Source organism: Belliella filtrata, assembly GCF_022549775.1.
In the GTDB taxonomy this organism is placed as follows: domain Bacteria; phylum Bacteroidota; class Bacteroidia; order Cytophagales; family Cyclobacteriaceae; genus Belliella; species Belliella filtrata.
The window spans coordinates 20047-37895 of the sequence record NZ_JAKZGP010000031.1; the positions used below are offsets into that span (position 1 = coordinate 20047).

A 17849-nucleotide genomic window follows, 5' to 3' on the forward strand; every position below is an offset into this window, starting at 1 on the left:
TAAATTATCTTATATTTGAACTATCTATCCAATTAAACTTTTTTACCTTATCCTTCGCTTTCTTATCATTAAGTCCAAGGACTAAGGTTACTGCCTTGCCAAACTTATTGTAATTCACCAATACCCCATCATCCAAGTCAATGGAGATACGTTCTGTAGCCAGAGGATATAAGATATCAGTTTCATACTGACGGCAGTCGGCTATCATTTCATCCACTTTATTGATGTCTTTTCTGGCCTTGTTTTGTTCTACAGGAGTACCAGTTACTTCAATGTGTAGGAGGTTTTTACGGTGGGCTTGAAGTTTTTCTATAAACTCTCTGAGGTAATTGTTCAATATCCGGTTCAGCGTATCAGGTGTATATCGATGCATGTAAATCAATACATTAAAATGTCCCTTAGGAGAAGAAAAGGACCAATAGATAGGTCTTTTCTTATACCTCTTTACATGGTCTTTATAGAAGTCCTTGACAAAATACTTACGGATATCTTTTCCCAAACATTCTTCCACAAAGGACAGATTTTTCCTAAAGTTTTTTTCTCCAAAACTAGACTTTAAAAATTCATGGAATCGCGAAACGATATCATCCTCAAACCATGTATCATCCAATACAGGTAATACATTGTCTTCATCAGGTAGAAATGAAACTTCATTTTCTGATTTTTCAACTTTTTTGAAATAGTCACCAATTGTCTCTCTTTGATTAGCTAAAATCAAACCATCCTTGTCAAGGGAATATCGACCAAACATACAACCAACTGAATAGGATAGAAATTGAGCAAATACTTCATCTGAATGAAAGACAAGGTTTTCCTGAACGATACTTGTTTCTTCTTTAAGCAGAGTGATTTCCTTTAATGGGACTCTTGGATCAAGTTCATCTTCCAAACCATAGATTTTAAGAAATTGACTATTGAGTTCCTCTTCGTTTTTATGAAGCTGGTAAAATTTATTTTTCCAATATTCTTGATACTGTTCGAAAGTTTCCTCTAATGTAAAGGCTTTAGTTCTTAATAATTCATTTCTACTAAAATCCCAAGATGTTTCATTTTTATTCCACTCTTCTTTTGAAATTACAATTGACTTTGTAGCAATAGGTTCCACCAACCTGTTTATTTCTTCTGAAAATTTTATAGGTAATTGTTTTAAGTCTCCTACTTGAAAATTCAAAGTTGGGCTAAATACCTTTAATATTTCTACTGTTAGATTACTATTCAAAAATGCAATTAAGAAATTAATATACTTATCATTAGGAAATGCCATGGATCCTCCCACATCAAAAATACAATTGTAATCTACTCTCCTACAGCTAAATCCAAAGCTAGATATTAATCCCCAAGTAATTCCGGTCTTAAAATATAATTTTTCAGACCTAGGAATATTTGGATTTTTTCCTATTAATGCTGATTTAATTTCTTCTCCATCATTTTGCCAATTAACAACATCATTATAATTTCCATACCATCTTCTAAATCCACCGCCCTTTATATAGGGGAACCATTTATACCCACTTTCTTTTGCAATATTAGCATTCTGACTATCAAATTTAATTTTATCAAATTCTACTTCATTCCAACTTTTTACAAAACGTGTATTGTTTGTTGTTCCAAGGCCTTGTCTTGGAACACCTAAATCTTCAAAAACAATATCTGTTTCAAAGTTTTTGATAAAATTATCACTCAACCAATACCCAAGCGGACTTCCTGGGATCTTTTCAAAGTCTTTTTGGTCAGAATAGAAAATCCATCCGCATGCAGGATTTTTTATGGCTTCAATCGTTTTATCTTTTTTAAGATCTGATCGATCATAATCCAGCAACCTTATATAAGATCCTTTGGAATTTGATTGGGTTTTCCAAAAACTAAATCCTGAATTTTGAACAACTTCTCCTCCAATCTCGGGAAATGTCCTTGGTCCCAAGTGAAGCAGAGTATCAAATGAGATGGATTTAATTAGATCTTTCCTTAATTCTTCATAGCTACTCAGGAACATCCAAGAATGTTGGTTAATCATCCCTAAAAAACCTTTAGGAATAAGTGAATTCAATCCTGCCTCCATAAAACAGGCCATCAAATCTGCCTTACCTCTTGGGAAGTTGGTTTTGACAAATTCCGAAAGTTCCTTGTTCATATTACCTCCGCCCATGTAAGGAGGATTATCCACTACACAATGGTATTTCATATTAAGTAGAAATAATTGGTTCAAGGTCTGAATCAAATTTTCAATCTTCGGTCTAGAGAATATATCAGCCCCATGAACTTTGGATTGAAGAGAATTTCTGGTTTTCTCTAAGCTTTTGATATCGGTATGGGGTTGAATCAAGGACCCAAAATTAGTAGCCTGTTTCATTGTTTTGAGGTCATGAAACAAAATATCAGAAATGGCTATCCCTAAATCTTTGAAAAGTGGTTTGATTTCTTCTTCGGCAATTTTGAGGTCTTGGAAACACAGGATATTGGGTTTAACTTCTTTTTTGAAGAACCTTCTATGATAAGACCTTGCCTTCATCATAAGAGCAAATCCTGCCAATTGAGCCGCTCTTTCATCGATTTCAAACCCGAATAGGTTCTTCTCAATTATCAGTTGCGGAATCTCACTGCTAGTATATCCTTCCTCCTCATAAATCTTGGAAAAGAGTTCAAACCCATACACCAAGATATGACCACTCCCAGAAGCTTGGTCTAGGAGAGTAATTTCTTCTACGGAACCCACCTTAAGATAATCATCTGATTGTGAGGAAGGACTCTCTATGTAATAGGGCATAAAGTCCCTCAATTTGGAATTTGGTCTGTTCTGTAACCACAATTTACCAAGGGTATTCTGCACCATATATTCAACTATCCACCTTGGTGTGAAAAGTTGAGTGGCAGCTGGGATATCTTCTTTTTTGACCTTTTCTCCCGAGGCAAAAACTTCGTCTTTCTTCTCAGAAATATAAAACTGGTACAACCATCCAATTATCTCCACCTCTTGACAATCTTCATCAGACATTCCATTGAGGATATCCTTGATGATACTAAAGGAGGAGGTAAGGTCATCAGGCAAAAGCAATTCGGTGTAATCGTTTATCCTTTCGAATAAGAATGGAAATACAGTACTGATTTGATTACATGAAGCCACTAATAAGATCCTGTAAGCATCATTGTCTGGATTAACAGAAGCTACCCTGCCATCCAAAATATCCATTACTTCCTCTTTGCGGATAGGAAGTTCTTCAGGAATATGACCAGCATGAGATTCATCCAGAATCTGAGGACTTATACCGGATACAGGTGTAAGGACATTGATCCCCATAGGCTGGAAACTGTTAGCATCCATAAACCTGAGAGCCACCAATCTATTAAACCAAGTATAGGCCACCTTATCTACTACTGTATCTCGTCCAGTGGCTTCTATTTCATCATTTAATCTTTTGAGTGTTTCAGCCTTAGTTCTTAAAGTTGATGAATCATGTGATAAGACATAATCCAATTTGGAAGATACCTGTTCTAAAAGTTTTCTTCTCGCATCCTGAGCGAATCTCTTGAGGTTATTGGTGTTCATTGGGATTTAGTATAAAAATTAAATTTTAAATTTTACTGCCTATTATTTGTAAATAACTTCTCTATAAATTGCAATTGGACTTATAGCGAATTTTGGGTATGTTGGAACAAAAAAGAATTTTTCAAATTCTTCAAATGATTTAAAAACGTTTCTTAATGCTTTATCAAATGATTTTACTTCATCAAGTTCTTTATCATCAAAAGCCAGATATTCGTCACTCAAATCAACTCTATTTTCTTCTTTCCTTGGACAAGAAGTTATAATTCCGAAAACAGATAATTTTATATTTGGTCTAGTACCATATGTATAAATAATGTTTTCTAAACTACTATCGACAAGATACTTCTCTTTGAGACTTGCAAGAATTTGAAAATCATTAAAATCATCAAACGGAATTTGTCTGAAATTTAATCTATTGGGAGAAAAGGTATCCATAAACATCTTAATCCTTTCAATAAAAACTTCATCAAGCGTACCAATTTCAGTATGGCTCTTCAATAATTCGTCAAATTTTTTTTCATAGGCTTTAAGTTTTCCAAATTCTTTGTTTTTAACATTTCTATCTCCCATTAACTGTATATTCTTTCTTTCGTCACTTATTTGTTCTTGAATTTTTTTTATTTCAGGATTATCCAGTAACCCTGATGAATAAACCATTCTTTGAATTTCATTAAAGTTTGAAAAAATGTTTTTGAATCTCTCGAAATCCTCAAATTGAGACCAACCATTCGATTTTATAAAACTGAATGATGGTAATTTTTCAATAAAATCATTAAAACTCCCTTTAGCAGACATAAAATATTCATTTATATCTATTAAAAGTTTTTTCTCTTGAAGCTCTTTTTCAATCTGATTTAACAACTCGTGATAAAGATCGATTTTTTCAACTTTTATATTTTTTTCTTTATCTCTTCCTTCAATCCCTCCCTTTAAAAAAAGGTTAAACCCTACATTAGATTTCAATTCTCCCTCATTTTCAATAGCTCTTGAAATCTCACTGACTAATCCGCCATTAAGCTGACTAATCAGAGAACGTGCCTTCTCAAAATCAAAATAAATAAGGTCTTTTATAGATCCCATAACCAACTGTTAATTTAAAACTCAATTCAAAGTAATCTTTCTATTTAAATGAATTTCATCCATCATCGCTTTTTTAAGAGAATTGATGTAATCTTCTACATCCTCAGCTGACTTCAATTGACCTTTGGTAGTTCTTATCTTTTTCTCTACCTCTTTTATATTGATAAAATGATCTACAGGGGCGGTTTCTTGTTCCCCAGTTGCAGGTGGATTAGATTCAGCTAAAAAATTGCCTATTTTATTCAGTTGTTCCGTGTAGAGATCACTTAATCTTTCTCTATCTACTTTGAGGTTGGCGATATAATTTTGACTTTTCGCTCTCGAAACAATCTCTCTAAAAGGAGCCAATATTTCTTCTTGTTGTTGAAGTTTAAGCTCCGCAAAATCCTCTTGTACTTGAATTTGGGTTATTCTTTCATTTGCAAAAGCAGTTGTAAAATCTTTCTCTTCCTTGATTTTATTAATCAATCTAGCCTCTAGGGCATCCATAGACTCCTTAGCTTTCTTGATTAAATCTCCTTTGTAGGGAGCTTTTTCTTCCCTTAGTTCAGATAGAAAACCTCGTTCTTGATGATCTATATAATCGAAGTTTGCCTGATTACCCTGTAGAAATTGAAGTAGTCTATCAAAGATCTTTTTCTGCTCTCCATTCCAAAATTGACGTATTGGATCCAGAAAATGCTCTTTATCATCAAGCAAATCATCTTCAAAGTCACTTGACTTGGTTAGTAAATCAGCATAGTCCATATTCCCCAACTTTCTGAGTAATATGGCCAGATTACCCATTGATGATAAGAATGGATATTGATTAGCTTGAGACAAGTATCCTCTGATTTCTGACTCAAGTGATTTTGCTTTTTCCTTAAAAAGTCTAGCCACATCCTTGGCTTCTGTAGCGACATTGGTTTCATCAAACATCTCTACATGGATATCCTTAAGACGTTTTATCTGAACACCACTGAATTCAATCTGAGGTTCAAGAAGCGTATTACTCCAAAGTCTATTGTTGTTGAGTGTTTCTAGAAAATCACTCTCTTCTAGTGAATTAGAATCCTGTTTGGCTTCTAACTTTCCTCTCTTGAATAATTGAGCCACAATACACCAAACCGCCATTTGTGTCCAACCATAAGGCCTCTTTGAGAAGTGTTCTCTCAAGTCAGTTAAAGTGGTTCTATCGTGTTGTAATTTTCTCCTTTCGATGAAGTTGGATATTTCCTTTTCAGGTGCAGATAATGTTGCTTCATTTCCATCAAACAAACCGTATTGACCACTTCTCATGATCAGACGTAGTTGACTTTCATCCAAATTGGCAGAACCCAGTAACTCCAATTTAGAATAGGCAACTTTTATCATATCCTGAGCTACCTCCAAAACTTTATACCTTCCATCAGAACTCGTTCCGACTGCATGTTCCTTACCTGCTAAGAAGAATGTCGCTTTGGCCAGTAATCCATTCAAGTTGTTCTCAAGTAGCCTTTTCCTTTCACTATTCTGTTGCCCTTTCTCTGCCAATATTCTGATAATGTTATCATCATTGGACAGGGATCTATTCTGCATGATGTATTTGTCTGTCTTTAGAGACATCCTGATTTCAATAATCAAACGCTTGTCCTCAGGGAGTTTCACCACCATCAATCCAGGGTCTGCAAGAGTGGAACTTGACAGCTGACTGTAATCATTGTAATTACTGGCATTAGGAGTGATGATTTCAATCTTCAATTCCTTATCCCTTCCAAACGAGTCACCATCAATCTTTCTGGCAAATTCAAACTCCTGCTTATTGGCGGTATATTTTATTTTAGAGTCTTTAATAATCCCATCAAAAATCAAATCCCCCAGCAATTCAGATACTTTTATTTCATCAATTTGAGTGTTCTTAATTTCCTCTTCTATATCCTTTTCTGTATCAGTTAAGAACTCATACTCTTCTCCTTTTCTTTGGATATAGGTCTGCTGCTCAAGAAGGTTAAGTGCTTTTTCTATTTCTTCGTGATGCTTGGCAGGATTGACCTCCATCGAGTCAAGAAGTAGTACACTGACATTTCTTGAAGTCGTCTTGAAATTATCATAATACTTCACCAAGAATAAAACTTTCAGAACTTTGAGAGCAAATGGATAATCACTGAGTTGATTCTCTGCAACAATGATCGCATTTTGTGCTTCTGTTCTCAAAGTAGCACGAATCCCCTCAAACATCTTATCGAATGAAACTATCCCATCTAGACCTTGAAAAGAGGTGTTTTTCAAAACCTCTTGGAATACACCTAACATAGATCTCTCACCTACTGACTGATGCTTCCCTTGGAAGGCATTATGTCTTGAAAGTGCTTTGATACATTGTTGGAATAGATCAAACTGATAGGGTATGAAAGGGTATTTATTGACAAAGTCATTCTCGTCTCTATATCCTTTGAATTGCATTCCAGTTTCGGAAAAAGAGAGTAAAGTTTTTAGATTTTCACCTTCTTTTCTAAAAAGTTGTACAAGAGTCTCAGTACCTGAATCATCTTTTTCAAGTAGTCTTTTTTCGATTACTTCATCTACGTTTGCAGAAGTAAGTGGCATTCTAACCCGAAATCGCCCTTGAATTTTTGAGAAGTCATCGGATTGTATCCCACTGTCATCACCTACTAAATTTTCCAAATCTTCCTGAGAAGTCACAACTACCCACGCATTCCCATTACACTTGGTATTGAGAGATTCTGCAATAGTCTGAAGGTTCAACATCAATTTAGTATTCTCAGCGATGTACTGACCTACTTCATCAACAAAGAAGTTCAACCTGAAATTTGGCCCTTTATCTTTGATATAAGCATTCACTTTCAAAGCAAAATCTTCAATTGAAAACACTTGAGTTTCTCTGTACTCTTTCAGAAGTGTTTCGAATTTAGATTCTGGTTCAGAAAAAATTATTCCACATGAATTGGCAACCGCATCATTGACTCTTCTAGATGGATAGTCCATTCTACCCTCTTTCCAAGGTTTACCATAAGCTGATTCAAATTTTTCTTTGAAAAGCTCATATTTTCCTTCCTTATCCAAATACATTTCAAAGTTGGCGATGAAGGGTCTGAAACCATAATAACCTAAATGGTCATAGAAAACCTTATAAAAAACTTGAAGAATAGCATTGGATTCGGTTTTATTTGTAATCTGAGCTTGTTGATCAATATTGAAAAGAATACTTTCCGATTTATACTTCTTTGTACTACTCAAGATATCACCCTTGAGTTTAGGTTCATCAGAAATTTTGCTGGCAAATAATTCCCCTAAGTGATCTCCATTTAAGGATTTGTTTTCCAATACATAGCTCAATATTTTAAGTAAATGGGATTTACCTGAACCAAAGAAACCTGAAATCCAAACCCCGTTGATGTTGTCGGAATCATTGTAAGACTCAAAAAAATCCGCTAGTTTTTTGGCTACCTCCCTAGTTACTACATATTCATCTACCTCTTGATATACATGGTCAGTATCATCTGCCTTAATAACAGTCTCGATTGGTCTTGAAAAATTTTTTCGAAAAAGGTCTTTAAATGCTGTCATATTTTAAAATTATCAATGTTAAATGCTCTGTAGTAATTGTCATCCATAAGTTGCCCAAATAGATTCAATGATTTGCCATTGTACACTCCAGGGAAGAACATCAGGGTTGGGATATCATTCATGGCTACCTGAATGTTATTCAGTATATTATGTGACCTGATAAATGGATACACCGATCCAACTCCCTTAATCATGAAGACTTGGGGTTTTTTACTATTTTTAAGTTCAATCATCTTGGGAATAAATCTTTCATGGATATTCAACATGGACTGAAGTGTTTCCTTGAAGTAATCCTTATCACTATCCTCTTCAATGAAAAAGACATCGTCCAGTCCCACATGGTCATCTAGTATTTGAACAGACAATTCAAATAAGTCTACTACCAAAGGTTTTATACCTTTTGCCAGTAGTTTTTTTTGTAAATTTTTGATTTCTATTTCGACCAGGTTGGTAGCACTCACTTCAAAAGGGGCAATCCAAAATGGAATTTCACCACCCAGTGCATCCATTTTCAAAAAACTCTCCGAACTGACTACCTGAAATATGTGAGAGAATTTATGATGTATCTGTTCAGTTTCTGTCATTTGACTTGATTTTGTCCTCTGTATACATAAAGACCTTTAGGTCATTTGGGTTGTTTTTAACAATTAAATTCTCCAACCTTTTTTCCAAAAAAGGAGGAGTGATTTTTCTATCAGTTACCGAATTAATCAACTCCGATTGCTCCAAGACTTTCCATAATACCTGAACCACCTTTTTCCTTGTTGTCTCCGCCAAAGATTCCAGTTCAGGATGATCTATGGATTTCCTACTAATGAAGGAATTGATATCCCTATCGGTTAATTCGTAATCGAATAACATGATTTTGTCCACCATAGATTCCGTTACAAACTCATAGAAAAACCTATAATAGCGAGCAAATCCCAATAAACAAAGTTGTTTTTGTTCAGATGGATTTCCTTCAGCCAATAAGTTCAATTCTTCTTTTGATAATTGGTTCAATCTTCTAATCAACTCCTGAAATTTCCTTTTACTCGTTGCTCCCCTCTGGTCTGGTAAATCCTTTGGTGACAAATCCTCCAAGGTGAGATTTTCATCCTTCAGTTTTTGGGCAAGCGAAATGGTCTCTCTTACTTTTAGAGACAATGCCGTAAAAGAGAATTTATAAATTGATGGATTTTCCAATGATTAATAAACTTAATAAATAATTCGGATAAACTTTCAGTTGATTGGATTATTGACAGTAGTTGGCGGAGTATTATATTCCCGAAATCTGTCTTGCCAGTTCAAATTCCTTATCAAAAGGAATCTGAAGGTCCGGCAATACCTCAGGCATGGCGATAGCCCAGCTGACATAGTAATAGGCAAGGAGATTGTAGCCTGAGAAGGAGGTATTGGGAATTAGATTGAGTTTATATCCTTTTTTCTGTGGATTGATACCAGTTCTACCCAACATAGCGATTTCAAAGGCGATTTCTTTTATCTTCTCCTTGGACATGTTTTTGAAATAATCCAAGGCACCCACCATATACATGGCTACGGCCATATTGATATCCTTTCCTGAATGTTGTTCCTTGAATTTTTTCAATTCCTCTGACTCTTCATCATCCAAACCATCTTGTTGGAATGGGTCATTTTCTATCTCCTCCAGAACATCCTCAGGAGACTTGGATGAAGGACTATTAGTTGACTTATAGGATTTCTCTTCCTCTAGCTTAAAGTATGTATCCAGTTCCAAGTCTTCTCCCCAGTGTTGAATCAGTTCGTATTCCTCTCCAGGTTTCTTATCGTTCCGATATTCATTGAACTCCTCCCAAAAAGCATCAACCTGCTCCAATTCAAAAGGCTTGATAGTGTAGGTTTTTTCCATTTTCAACCCAAACAAGGACTCGAAATGTCTGGCTGAAACCATATTGAAAATTTTACTTTTTGTCAAAATATCAGGAGGTGACAATTCAATGATTTTAGGATCATTGACCGCTTTATGTGCTTCTACATTCAGTTGATATAATGAAATGAATTGAACGTATCTCAGCTCAGGAAAATGGTTAAAAAGATAATCTTCAATGAAAAGATCGATTGGAGTATTGAAGACTTGTCCAAGGATTCCATGAAACAAATCATGGGAATATTTCTCTATGCTAGTCTGTGGAATCCGTCTTTTTTCTAATTTATTTAATGAAGATTGAATAGATTTTTTGAATTGTTCTATTTTACTGTCTTTACCAATAAACAACTTGTTTACCCCTTCTTTACGGGCATCTTCTGCCAGTCTGAGGTGGGTAAGTTCATGTGCAATCAAGTGGTCGGTATTCGGGTACTTTGGATTGGTTTTGACCAAGTGGAAATCCCTTCCATAATTCTCCGCAAACTCTACCTTGGCCGCTGTGGCAATGGTTGAGTCTTCTTCGATTCTAACTTCCTTGCCAGTTAGGTTTTCAATCTCTTGGATATAGTCTACCAATGTTTCTTTTCCCACCTGTTGTTTGACAAGAGATTTGGCTGATTCCAAGGCAAGTTGTAAGGACTTTTGGTATACTGGACTACCAACATGCTCTTCGTTTTTAAAAGTATCGATGGCGAAATCAAAAGCTGTTCTGAATTCTCCTTTTTCGAAATTCACCAAACCCAAACCTAGGGTAATATGGGAAAATTTAGGATTCGCCTTGTAAGCCTTGGATAGAAATCTTTCTGCTAAGGTCAGTTTACCCAATTGTAGAAATGTTCCTCCAATATTATTCAAGGCCACATAATTATTCGGGTCGGTTTCCATCACCTGGTCAAAATAAGTCATGGCGCTATTTACATCATTATAATACCGGATGTAGATATTTCCCATTAAAATCAACGCCCAAGGGTTTGAAGGATTCCATTTCAAGGCATCTATTATATGATTGATGGCGGTTTCATAATCTCCAGACTCCTCGTACGCCTGAGCTAGATTTCTATGAACTTCTGAGTCAGTTGGGTTCTCTTCTATCAGTTTGATGAAAATAGGAATAGCTTCTTGATATCTTTTTTTGGTGCAGAAATCAGTCGCCTTATAAAAATCATTCGATTTGGTATCCTTCAAATCATCTGTAAACTCCACATGAATTTTATCTCCTTGGATTTCAATATTGACATTAAAGGGCTTGTAAAATTCTTTCAACTTCTGTTTGACGATATCATGATTGGTAGCATCAACTTCAGGAAATAGTTTGCTGAAAAAATCAGATATATGGAATTGGATGGACATGTACTTCTTTAAATTTTGGAATATTCTAAGGGTAAAAGTAGTAAATAATAAGTTAAGCAAAAATTGAGTAAACTTTATTAAAATCATTAATATCAACATCAATTTCAGATATTCCCAAAAGATTTCGGGAGAGGGGGGTGAGCGCAACTGGGGGGTGTGGGTTCCCCTCGGCATAAGCTGGACTACGTCCACATAAGTTGAGGGGACTCTATTTTTAAGTTATTTCCACTTCCTCTGATTATAAGAAACAAAAACATTACAAGAGTTCTCTTGCCTTATCGTATTCACGTGTTTTAATGTAATATTGATATAAAGACATTTTATCAGTTTCTTGCTCTGAAGCAAAAGCATCTTTTTGTGAATTATCATTTTCATTAATTTTAATATTTGCAATAGTATTAGCATTCTTTAAATTATTGCTATTACATTCTATATTTAATTCATTTTCTGTATTATTAGTTGTATTAGTAATTCTATTAATATTTGTATTTATTTTATTTGAATTAGTAGTTGTATTAATTGGCTTCCCCTCGGAAATACCCCCTATCTCTTCAAGAACTACCCCCCTATCCAATGAAGAACTACCTCCAATTCGTTGAGGAACAACCTCCCTATCTTTCAGTGAACTACCCTTTTTCTTTGTGGAACTGGTAGTCGTCTTCTGAGATACTACATGCCCTTTAGTGATTATCCTTCCAAGACATTGGTTGTTTTTGTAGATGTTGTCAGTGTTGATATATCCCAATATTTGAAGGGATGATATTCGTTTAGATACAGAAGACTTGGTCAGCCCCAACAATTCTGCAAAGTACTGATTGGACGCAAAACAACCCTCTGGTAATTCTGTGAGTGAGAGTATTTCTGCTAGTAAGATTTTGTTTGTTGGGTCCAGATTATTGTTCCCAAGGATTTCAAGCGGAATCCAAATTCCTTTTCTCTTAGAATTTTGTTTCATGATAAATATGATTTTAAGTTAACCAAAGTGAACCCCATCCTTTGGTGATTTTTCAGATTTCGGGGTTTAAATAATATATCAAAAAAAAGTCGTAAAAAGAAATTTATACAGAATTTAATTTCATGTAATGATTTTTAACAATATAACATTTTTATTTTTATACAATATGACTTTTTGGAATACATCAGATATTTATTAAATATGAAGAAGCACATGAAAGAAATTCCTTTGAGAATAAGAATCACTACTCGACAAGAAAAAATGATTCATGATTACATAAAAAAGGAGAATACCACCAAATCGGACCTAGTGCGAAAATCAATAAACTATTACATTACTAAAAAAGTAAATAATGGAAGAGACAAATAGAGATACTTATTACCTAGACATTAAGGATTATGGAGATAAGGCAGAACCTATCAATAATATAGAGCGAAAGATCGGACTTAAGATACTAGATGACCTTTACATAGATCCAGAAGAGGATAATGAAGTTATTATTCACTGTACAACCAATGAATTTCTTGGCTTTCTCGCTAGAATAATAACAGAGTCACGAAGGGTGTAAATATTGTCTAACCTATGCAGCAAGGTTTCATAAATGGCTAGATATTAGCCAAAAATGAAATCATGGATATAGAAAGATACCAGTATATTTTCGGACAAAACTTTAAAAATGAAAGAAGTCTAGAATGGATTATATATCAATACTTGTACTACAACAACATAGTTGGTAAAGAGGATAAAAGTTTTTATGCTCGACTTGGTCAAGAATCGACTAAAGCGAGATTAAATTCGGTAATTGATTTTTACCACAACCTAATGAATGAAATCAATGGAAATTCTCTTCAGGATTTCTACTCCCGGAAATATTTAATTGAAAATCAACTGGCAATCCTTAGGAATTCTATTAATGAAGAACCACTTCCAATGATTCATTTTGGTAATTTGTTACTACAAAGAAAGGAAGTTGAGGATTTAATTTGTATTAAAATGAAACATGATGTATTACCTGAAATTGAAGTCTATGCCAATCTGAATATTAAACAATTATTTGAATTTTTGTCGTAATATTTTGTTGATTTTTTGACATTTTTTGTCGTACCGAACATGATACAAATGAAAACTCTCAATATTGTCAAATCCATCAAAGAAAACACCTCTGAGGGTGTTTTTCTAGTGAAAGTGTATTCCATAATTCTTTCTAAGGGATTGTCACTTGGCTGAAATAGTCTTTGATTTTTTCAATTGGTTTAAAAACATCACCCAAACCAATCCTCTTGCCTCGATTTCGTTTGAAAACCACCTGTCAGGGGTAACTATATCATGTGGGTCTTTATTTCGAAGTACCTCTAAGACATGTTGATATTCTTCCCGTATGACATCCGAGAGTTCATCTAGGTAATAATTATAGTTTGCGATGAATTTAATAGAATCCATTTGTTATTAATTTAACAATTGATGTTTGGTGGCTAGTTTTTTCACTTTGATTACTGTTCGGGTTGATGAGCTGGTGAGTTTTGATATTTCTCGAATTGTCATACCTCTGCTTAGATATTTTAAAATCGAAGCACTCCCTTCTTTTTGTAAAAAGTCCTTTTCAGTCTCATTTGTACCTGTAGGCCTTCCTAGTACTCCTCCTTTTTGAACATAAATCATCCTTCCTGTTTTTGTCCTCTCTTTAATATTCTCCAATTCAAGTTCATATAAACTTGACATCACTGCCGAAATCATCTTCCAAATTGGATTCTTTTTTCCCTGAGGTCTTGATTGGATTCCTAGGTTTCTGACCACTACATTAACCTCATGTTTTTCTAACCACTCCAAAGTTTGGATCGCATTTCCCATACTTCTTCCAAGTCTTGAAAGCTCCTCTATTACCAAAATTTTTAGTTTTCCAGATTCAACAAGTGATATTAGTTCTTTGGCTTTTGGACGTTCTTCGAACTTCACTGTTCCTGATACCCTGTCCATCAAAGTTAAGTCGTACTGGTCGGTGTCTGCTTGAAAGCGGTCACCTGTTTGATTTAAGGTCGAAACCCGATTATACTTTACCTTCATTTTGTTTTAATTAAAATGTAAGAATAAAAATACAGCCAAATCCTCAATCTGCCTCCTGTTTCAGTATCTAATTAGCTTAAAATCAGCGTTTATTTATATATTGATATAAATGAAAACATGATAACAAATCAAAAGTGAAAATTGCTACACCAGCATGCTGAATTGCGCTAAAAAATGCTCCGGGCGCATTCGCTACAATAAATATTACTGGCAAAAGTCATATCCTATTGCCAGTTGAATTCTCACTCGTGGACCTCCCGATGTTGACTGAAGTTAACATTCCTCCCAGCTATTTATTGTTGCCAGTAAGAATATGGTCTGAAGGTCCACCGGTGTGGACCTGAGTCGACATTTTTTCTGACCTACTTTTTTTGAGAGGAGGTGTTCAATTGCCGGTAAGATTTCTCAAGTAAGCGGTCCCCTGGGCTCCTGAAGTCTTGAGGGAGATGTATAAGTATCCCCCCTCCCCTGGGGCAAATCTTGGTGTTCTAGGAGGGGGGACGATGGTGGGGGAAAAATTTTTTGGGAAATTTTTTATGGGAAATAGGGTTCTCAATAATAACCAAGATTTGCAAAAGTAACTTTCAATTTTTATCATTAAATAAAAGAAAGATTAAACCACGAAGAGATTTAGAAAAAGAATTCAGTAGACAATTGGAGGAACAGGTTTTCATTTGTTCCTAGAGGTGTTCATATTTAAAAATAAAAGTTTTTTTAAATTAAAAAACGAGTCAATTCAATTGACTCGTTATAATCCTCGTAAGGAATTATTTTAGTTTAATCTTCTTAATTCTTGAAACGAAATAAATTGCTAGAACCAAGAAAAAAATGTCTAAATTCATGATAATGAATTTAATTTTAAACCGGATTGCTAATTTTTATCAGCTAACCGCCTATTGAAAAAACATCTTTCCAATAGGTTAATTTTTTAATCCTCTTTCAAAGGATTGTTCTTTGAAAAAAGACGATTTAACATGGTATTTATATTAACATATCTAACACGTTTCAAATTAGTCAAAGGTTACATTAATAAAACATTGGCCGTTGAACAATGATCTATCTGGCTTTACACAATTTATTAACATTTTTGTAGGAAGTCCACTTAAGTCAAAAGGTCTATAAAGCACTAAAAGTGAATAAAAAAAAATCATTTGACCAATAAGAGAAATCTTCTTAAAATCATTTTTTTTTCTTGCCAAGCTCTGTCTTCTTTTATATCAAATTTTTCATCAAACTTTGTCATTTCAATTTCCAGTGCATCATCTATATCCTTTTCAAATTTTGGGATTGGAAAACCTCCAGACCTTAATCTATCGTACTTACCAGTAAGAATAAAATATTTTGAGTATATCCCATCAAGATTTCCATACTCGGTTTGAAGAGCATCTAAGTTATTAAATATTAATTTCTGAGAAATATTTGGATTAATAAGAATTCGATATGCTTTATCTCTTAATAATAAATATTTTGAAGAGCCTTCAAATATTATTGATGTTTCTTCCTCCTTGTAATTTGAGGTAATTAATAATGAAATAAACCCAGAAAGAGCTGCTGAAAAAGCTCCGACAATTTGAAGTATTTCATTACCGAGAAATTTAATAAGGACTGACGTAATTGCACCTGCAGATAGTAAAGCTAATATACCTGAAGTTACTGCTAATCTTTTTCTTACTTTGGCTTTTGATATTGCATTCTGCAATAGCATTTGTCGTTTTTTTGTACAATTCAATATAAATATTTCGACTGCTAATAATAAATCATGTTTGATTTTTTCCATTTTAATTTAATTAAGTAAAATTTTATGTGTTTCACCAAAATATTTTTTTTCGAACTTGATTACAAAAATTATCTTAATAATATATTTTAACGTTTCTACTTAACATTTTTAACTCACAACTACCTGATTATTAACCTCTAATTTCAGTTTATTTTTTGTTTAAACAAAATCCTGGAATAAGAAAATTAGAGAAATACTTTATTTATTATAAACATTTATAAACACTCAAAAAAAGTAGATATTCCTAGTTCGCTAAGAAGTTATTTTGTTAAGGTGAATTCTTCATTAGTTTAACTTTGCCGAAAAATATAGATTTAACCCTTTAAATATTTTAAAGCTCCCTTTACTAATTGAAGTTGTTTATTGAAAAAGTGAAAGGCTTAAAGGAATAGGTATATATCTTCCAAAGAGTAAAAGAATTAAATATAGATTAATTTACTTTTAAAACTAATAATGTCCAATGGTATTATTAGTTTTAAAAAAATAAAGAATAAGGTTTTTTGGTATTTATTTAGTAATTATTGAATTTTATATGATAACCAAGAAGATTCTAAAACAAAATTAATTTAAATGAAAGTAGAAAGAGTCAATATTGGTATCCCTGAAAAATTAAAATCCAAAATTTCTTGGATAGATAGAGAATATAGGTTGAATATATTGTCTTTTGAACCAGGTGGCACAGACATAGTCGTCGAATTTACAAATGGAGAAGTACGAGGGTATGATTGGGTAAAATATCCTGGGAAATATTTTAAAAGAATCTTTGAGAGAGAATACCTAAGTGGAAAAGAAATTAAAGACGAATTAGCGTTTTTTAAAACAATTGTATATCGAATTTTTGCAAGGAAATTTAAATCAGAGAATTACAATTCAGAACCTTTCACTGAAATATGGAATAGTAAAAATGATAACATTTTACCCTATAATTTACTTGATAGTTTTACTTCGGAAATTTACAACAACTACAAGACAATTTTTTTGAATAACATAGACTTAGCTATTCAATATATTTCGATTCATTATCCTTTTGATTACAGTTATTTAATTGAAAATTGGGAATTACTTGAACATGGATCTGCTCATTACTCAGTATTTATTTCTGATATTGAATCTGTTTTTTACTCAAGCTTTGGATTGTCATATAATAAAAATATTAGATGGAACAGTAAGTTAAGGGCTAAGTATAATTATGGGTTTAGAAACCTATACATCGGCAGGGTGGAAGGGACAGGATTTGATCCAGTAGAATATGATGAACAAGATTATTTAGATATTATTATACCGCTTGATTTTGAGAAAGAAATTCAAATAAGGAACTACACATCATTTCTATATTGGAGTGAGGTAACAACTCGCAATTTGAAGTCAAAAGATTTTTTACAGTTTTCAGAATCAGACAGAGTAAGTGATGAATGTTTTACTAAAAAATATGATTGTCTTCAATTCTCCGAATTTAAAGAAATTTTTGAAAATAATAGATTTACGTTTCTTGTTAATGATAGCATTTGGGAAAACACTCTTAAGAATATTATTGATATAGACTTTTGTAACACTTTACTTGAGGTCAAAAAGGCTAAATGAAGTTTTGACATTATAAGGACTCAGATACTTTCGTTACTTTTAGTTAAAATTAGTTAGGTTGATAAAA

Annotated in this window: 13 protein-coding genes; 3 read left to right on the forward strand and 10 right to left on the reverse strand. The window is 33.5% G+C overall.

Annotated elements, in window-relative coordinates; all coding sequences use genetic code 11:
- Positions 1-4: 4 nt before the first annotated feature.
- From pglX to MM239_RS12335, 7 genes are all read right to left on the reverse strand, one after another.
- Positions 5-3544, reverse strand: a complete 3540-nt coding sequence (gene pglX / locus MM239_RS12305) for a BREX-1 system adenine-specific DNA-methyltransferase PglX (RefSeq protein WP_241348545.1) — start codon at positions 3542-3544, stop codon at positions 5-7.
- A gap of 42 nt (positions 3545-3586) precedes the next feature.
- Complete coding sequence (locus MM239_RS12310; protein WP_241348546.1) at positions 3587-4624, reverse strand: DUF6414 family protein; 1038 nt, start codon at positions 4622-4624, stop codon at positions 3587-3589.
- A 21-nt stretch (positions 4625-4645) separates the two neighbouring features.
- On the reverse strand, positions 4646-8170 hold the full coding sequence (gene brxC, locus MM239_RS12315) for a BREX system P-loop protein BrxC (RefSeq protein ID WP_241348547.1): 3525 nt from the start codon (positions 8168-8170) through the stop codon (positions 4646-4648).
- A complete protein-coding gene (locus tag MM239_RS12320; protein WP_241348548.1) occupies positions 8167-8754 on the reverse strand; it encodes a DUF1788 domain-containing protein in 588 nt (195 codons plus the stop codon). Before MM239_RS12320 ends, brxC begins: the two co-directional genes overlap by 4 nt.
- On the reverse strand, positions 8741-9355 hold the full coding sequence (locus tag MM239_RS12325; protein ID WP_241348549.1) for a DUF1819 family protein: 615 nt from the start codon (positions 9353-9355) through the stop codon (positions 8741-8743). Before MM239_RS12325 ends, MM239_RS12320 begins: the two co-directional genes overlap by 14 nt.
- A gap of 73 nt (positions 9356-9428) precedes the next feature.
- Complete coding sequence (locus MM239_RS12330) at positions 9429-11408, reverse strand: tetratricopeptide repeat protein (protein WP_241348550.1); 1980 nt, start codon at positions 11406-11408, stop codon at positions 9429-9431.
- A gap of 256 nt (positions 11409-11664) precedes the next feature.
- Entirely contained in the window at positions 11665-12363 is a 699-nt protein-coding gene (locus tag MM239_RS12335; RefSeq protein ID WP_241348551.1) for a helix-turn-helix domain-containing protein, read from the reverse strand.
- A gap of 352 nt (positions 12364-12715) precedes the next feature.
- Between MM239_RS12335 and MM239_RS12340 the strand changes: the two genes are divergently transcribed.
- Entirely contained in the window at positions 12716-12931 is a 216-nt protein-coding gene (locus MM239_RS12340; protein WP_241348552.1) for a hypothetical protein, read from the forward strand.
- 62 nt (positions 12932-12993) lie between these two features.
- The gene (locus tag MM239_RS12345) at positions 12994-13434 is read left to right on the forward strand and encodes a hypothetical protein (protein ID WP_241348553.1); all 441 of its coding nucleotides are present in this window, start codon (positions 12994-12996) and stop codon (positions 13432-13434) included.
- A 144-nt stretch (positions 13435-13578) separates the two neighbouring features.
- Here the strand turns inward: MM239_RS12345 and MM239_RS12350 are convergent, their stop codons facing one another.
- From MM239_RS12350 to MM239_RS12360, 3 genes are all read right to left on the reverse strand, one after another.
- On the reverse strand, positions 13579-13803 hold the full coding sequence (locus tag MM239_RS12350; protein ID WP_241348554.1) for a hypothetical protein: 225 nt from the start codon (positions 13801-13803) through the stop codon (positions 13579-13581).
- A 6-nt stretch (positions 13804-13809) separates the two neighbouring features.
- A complete protein-coding gene (locus MM239_RS12355) occupies positions 13810-14424 on the reverse strand; it encodes a recombinase family protein (RefSeq protein WP_241348555.1) in 615 nt (204 codons plus the stop codon).
- Positions 14425-15571: 1147 nt separating this feature from the next.
- Positions 15572-16201, reverse strand: coding sequence for a hypothetical protein (locus MM239_RS12360; protein ID WP_241348556.1), 630 nt, complete (start codon positions 16199-16201; stop codon positions 15572-15574).
- 570 nt (positions 16202-16771) lie between these two features.
- Here MM239_RS12360 and MM239_RS12365 point away from each other — a divergent pair.
- Positions 16772-17782, forward strand: a complete 1011-nt coding sequence (locus MM239_RS12365; protein WP_241348557.1) for a hypothetical protein — start codon at positions 16772-16774, stop codon at positions 17780-17782.
- Positions 17783-17849 lie beyond the last annotated feature (67 nt).

Coding starts and splice junctions, on each gene's coding strand:
- MM239_RS12365 (WP_241348557.1), top strand. CDS start 16,772: ATGAAAGTAGAAAGAGTCAATATTGGTATCCCTGAAAAATTAAAATCC.
- MM239_RS12345 (WP_241348553.1), top strand. CDS start 12,994: ATGGATATAGAAAGATACCAGTATATTTTCGGACAAAACTTTAAAAAT.
- MM239_RS12340 (WP_241348552.1), top strand. CDS start 12,716: ATGGAAGAGACAAATAGAGATACTTATTACCTAGACATTAAGGATTAT.
- MM239_RS12330 (WP_241348550.1), bottom strand. CDS start 11,408: ATGTCCATCCAATTCCATATATCTGATTTTTTCAGCAAACTATTTCCT.
- MM239_RS12350 (WP_241348554.1), bottom strand. CDS start 13,803: ATGGATTCTATTAAATTCATCGCAAACTATAATTATTACCTAGATGAA.
- brxC (WP_241348547.1), bottom strand. CDS start 8,170: ATGACAGCATTTAAAGACCTTTTTCGAAAAAATTTTTCAAGACCAATC.
- MM239_RS12355 (WP_241348555.1), bottom strand. CDS start 14,424: ATGAAGGTAAAGTATAATCGGGTTTCGACCTTAAATCAAACAGGTGAC.
- pglX (WP_241348545.1), bottom strand. CDS start 3,544: ATGAACACCAATAACCTCAAGAGATTCGCTCAGGATGCGAGAAGAAAA.
- MM239_RS12360 (WP_241348556.1), bottom strand. CDS start 16,201: ATGGAAAAAATCAAACATGATTTATTATTAGCAGTCGAAATATTTATA.
- MM239_RS12335 (WP_241348551.1), bottom strand. CDS start 12,363: ATGAAACAAAATTCTAAGAGAAAAGGAATTTGGATTCCGCTTGAAATC.
- MM239_RS12320 (WP_241348548.1), bottom strand. CDS start 8,754: ATGACAGAAACTGAACAGATACATCATAAATTCTCTCACATATTTCAG.
- MM239_RS12310 (WP_241348546.1), bottom strand. CDS start 4,624: ATGGGATCTATAAAAGACCTTATTTATTTTGATTTTGAGAAGGCACGT.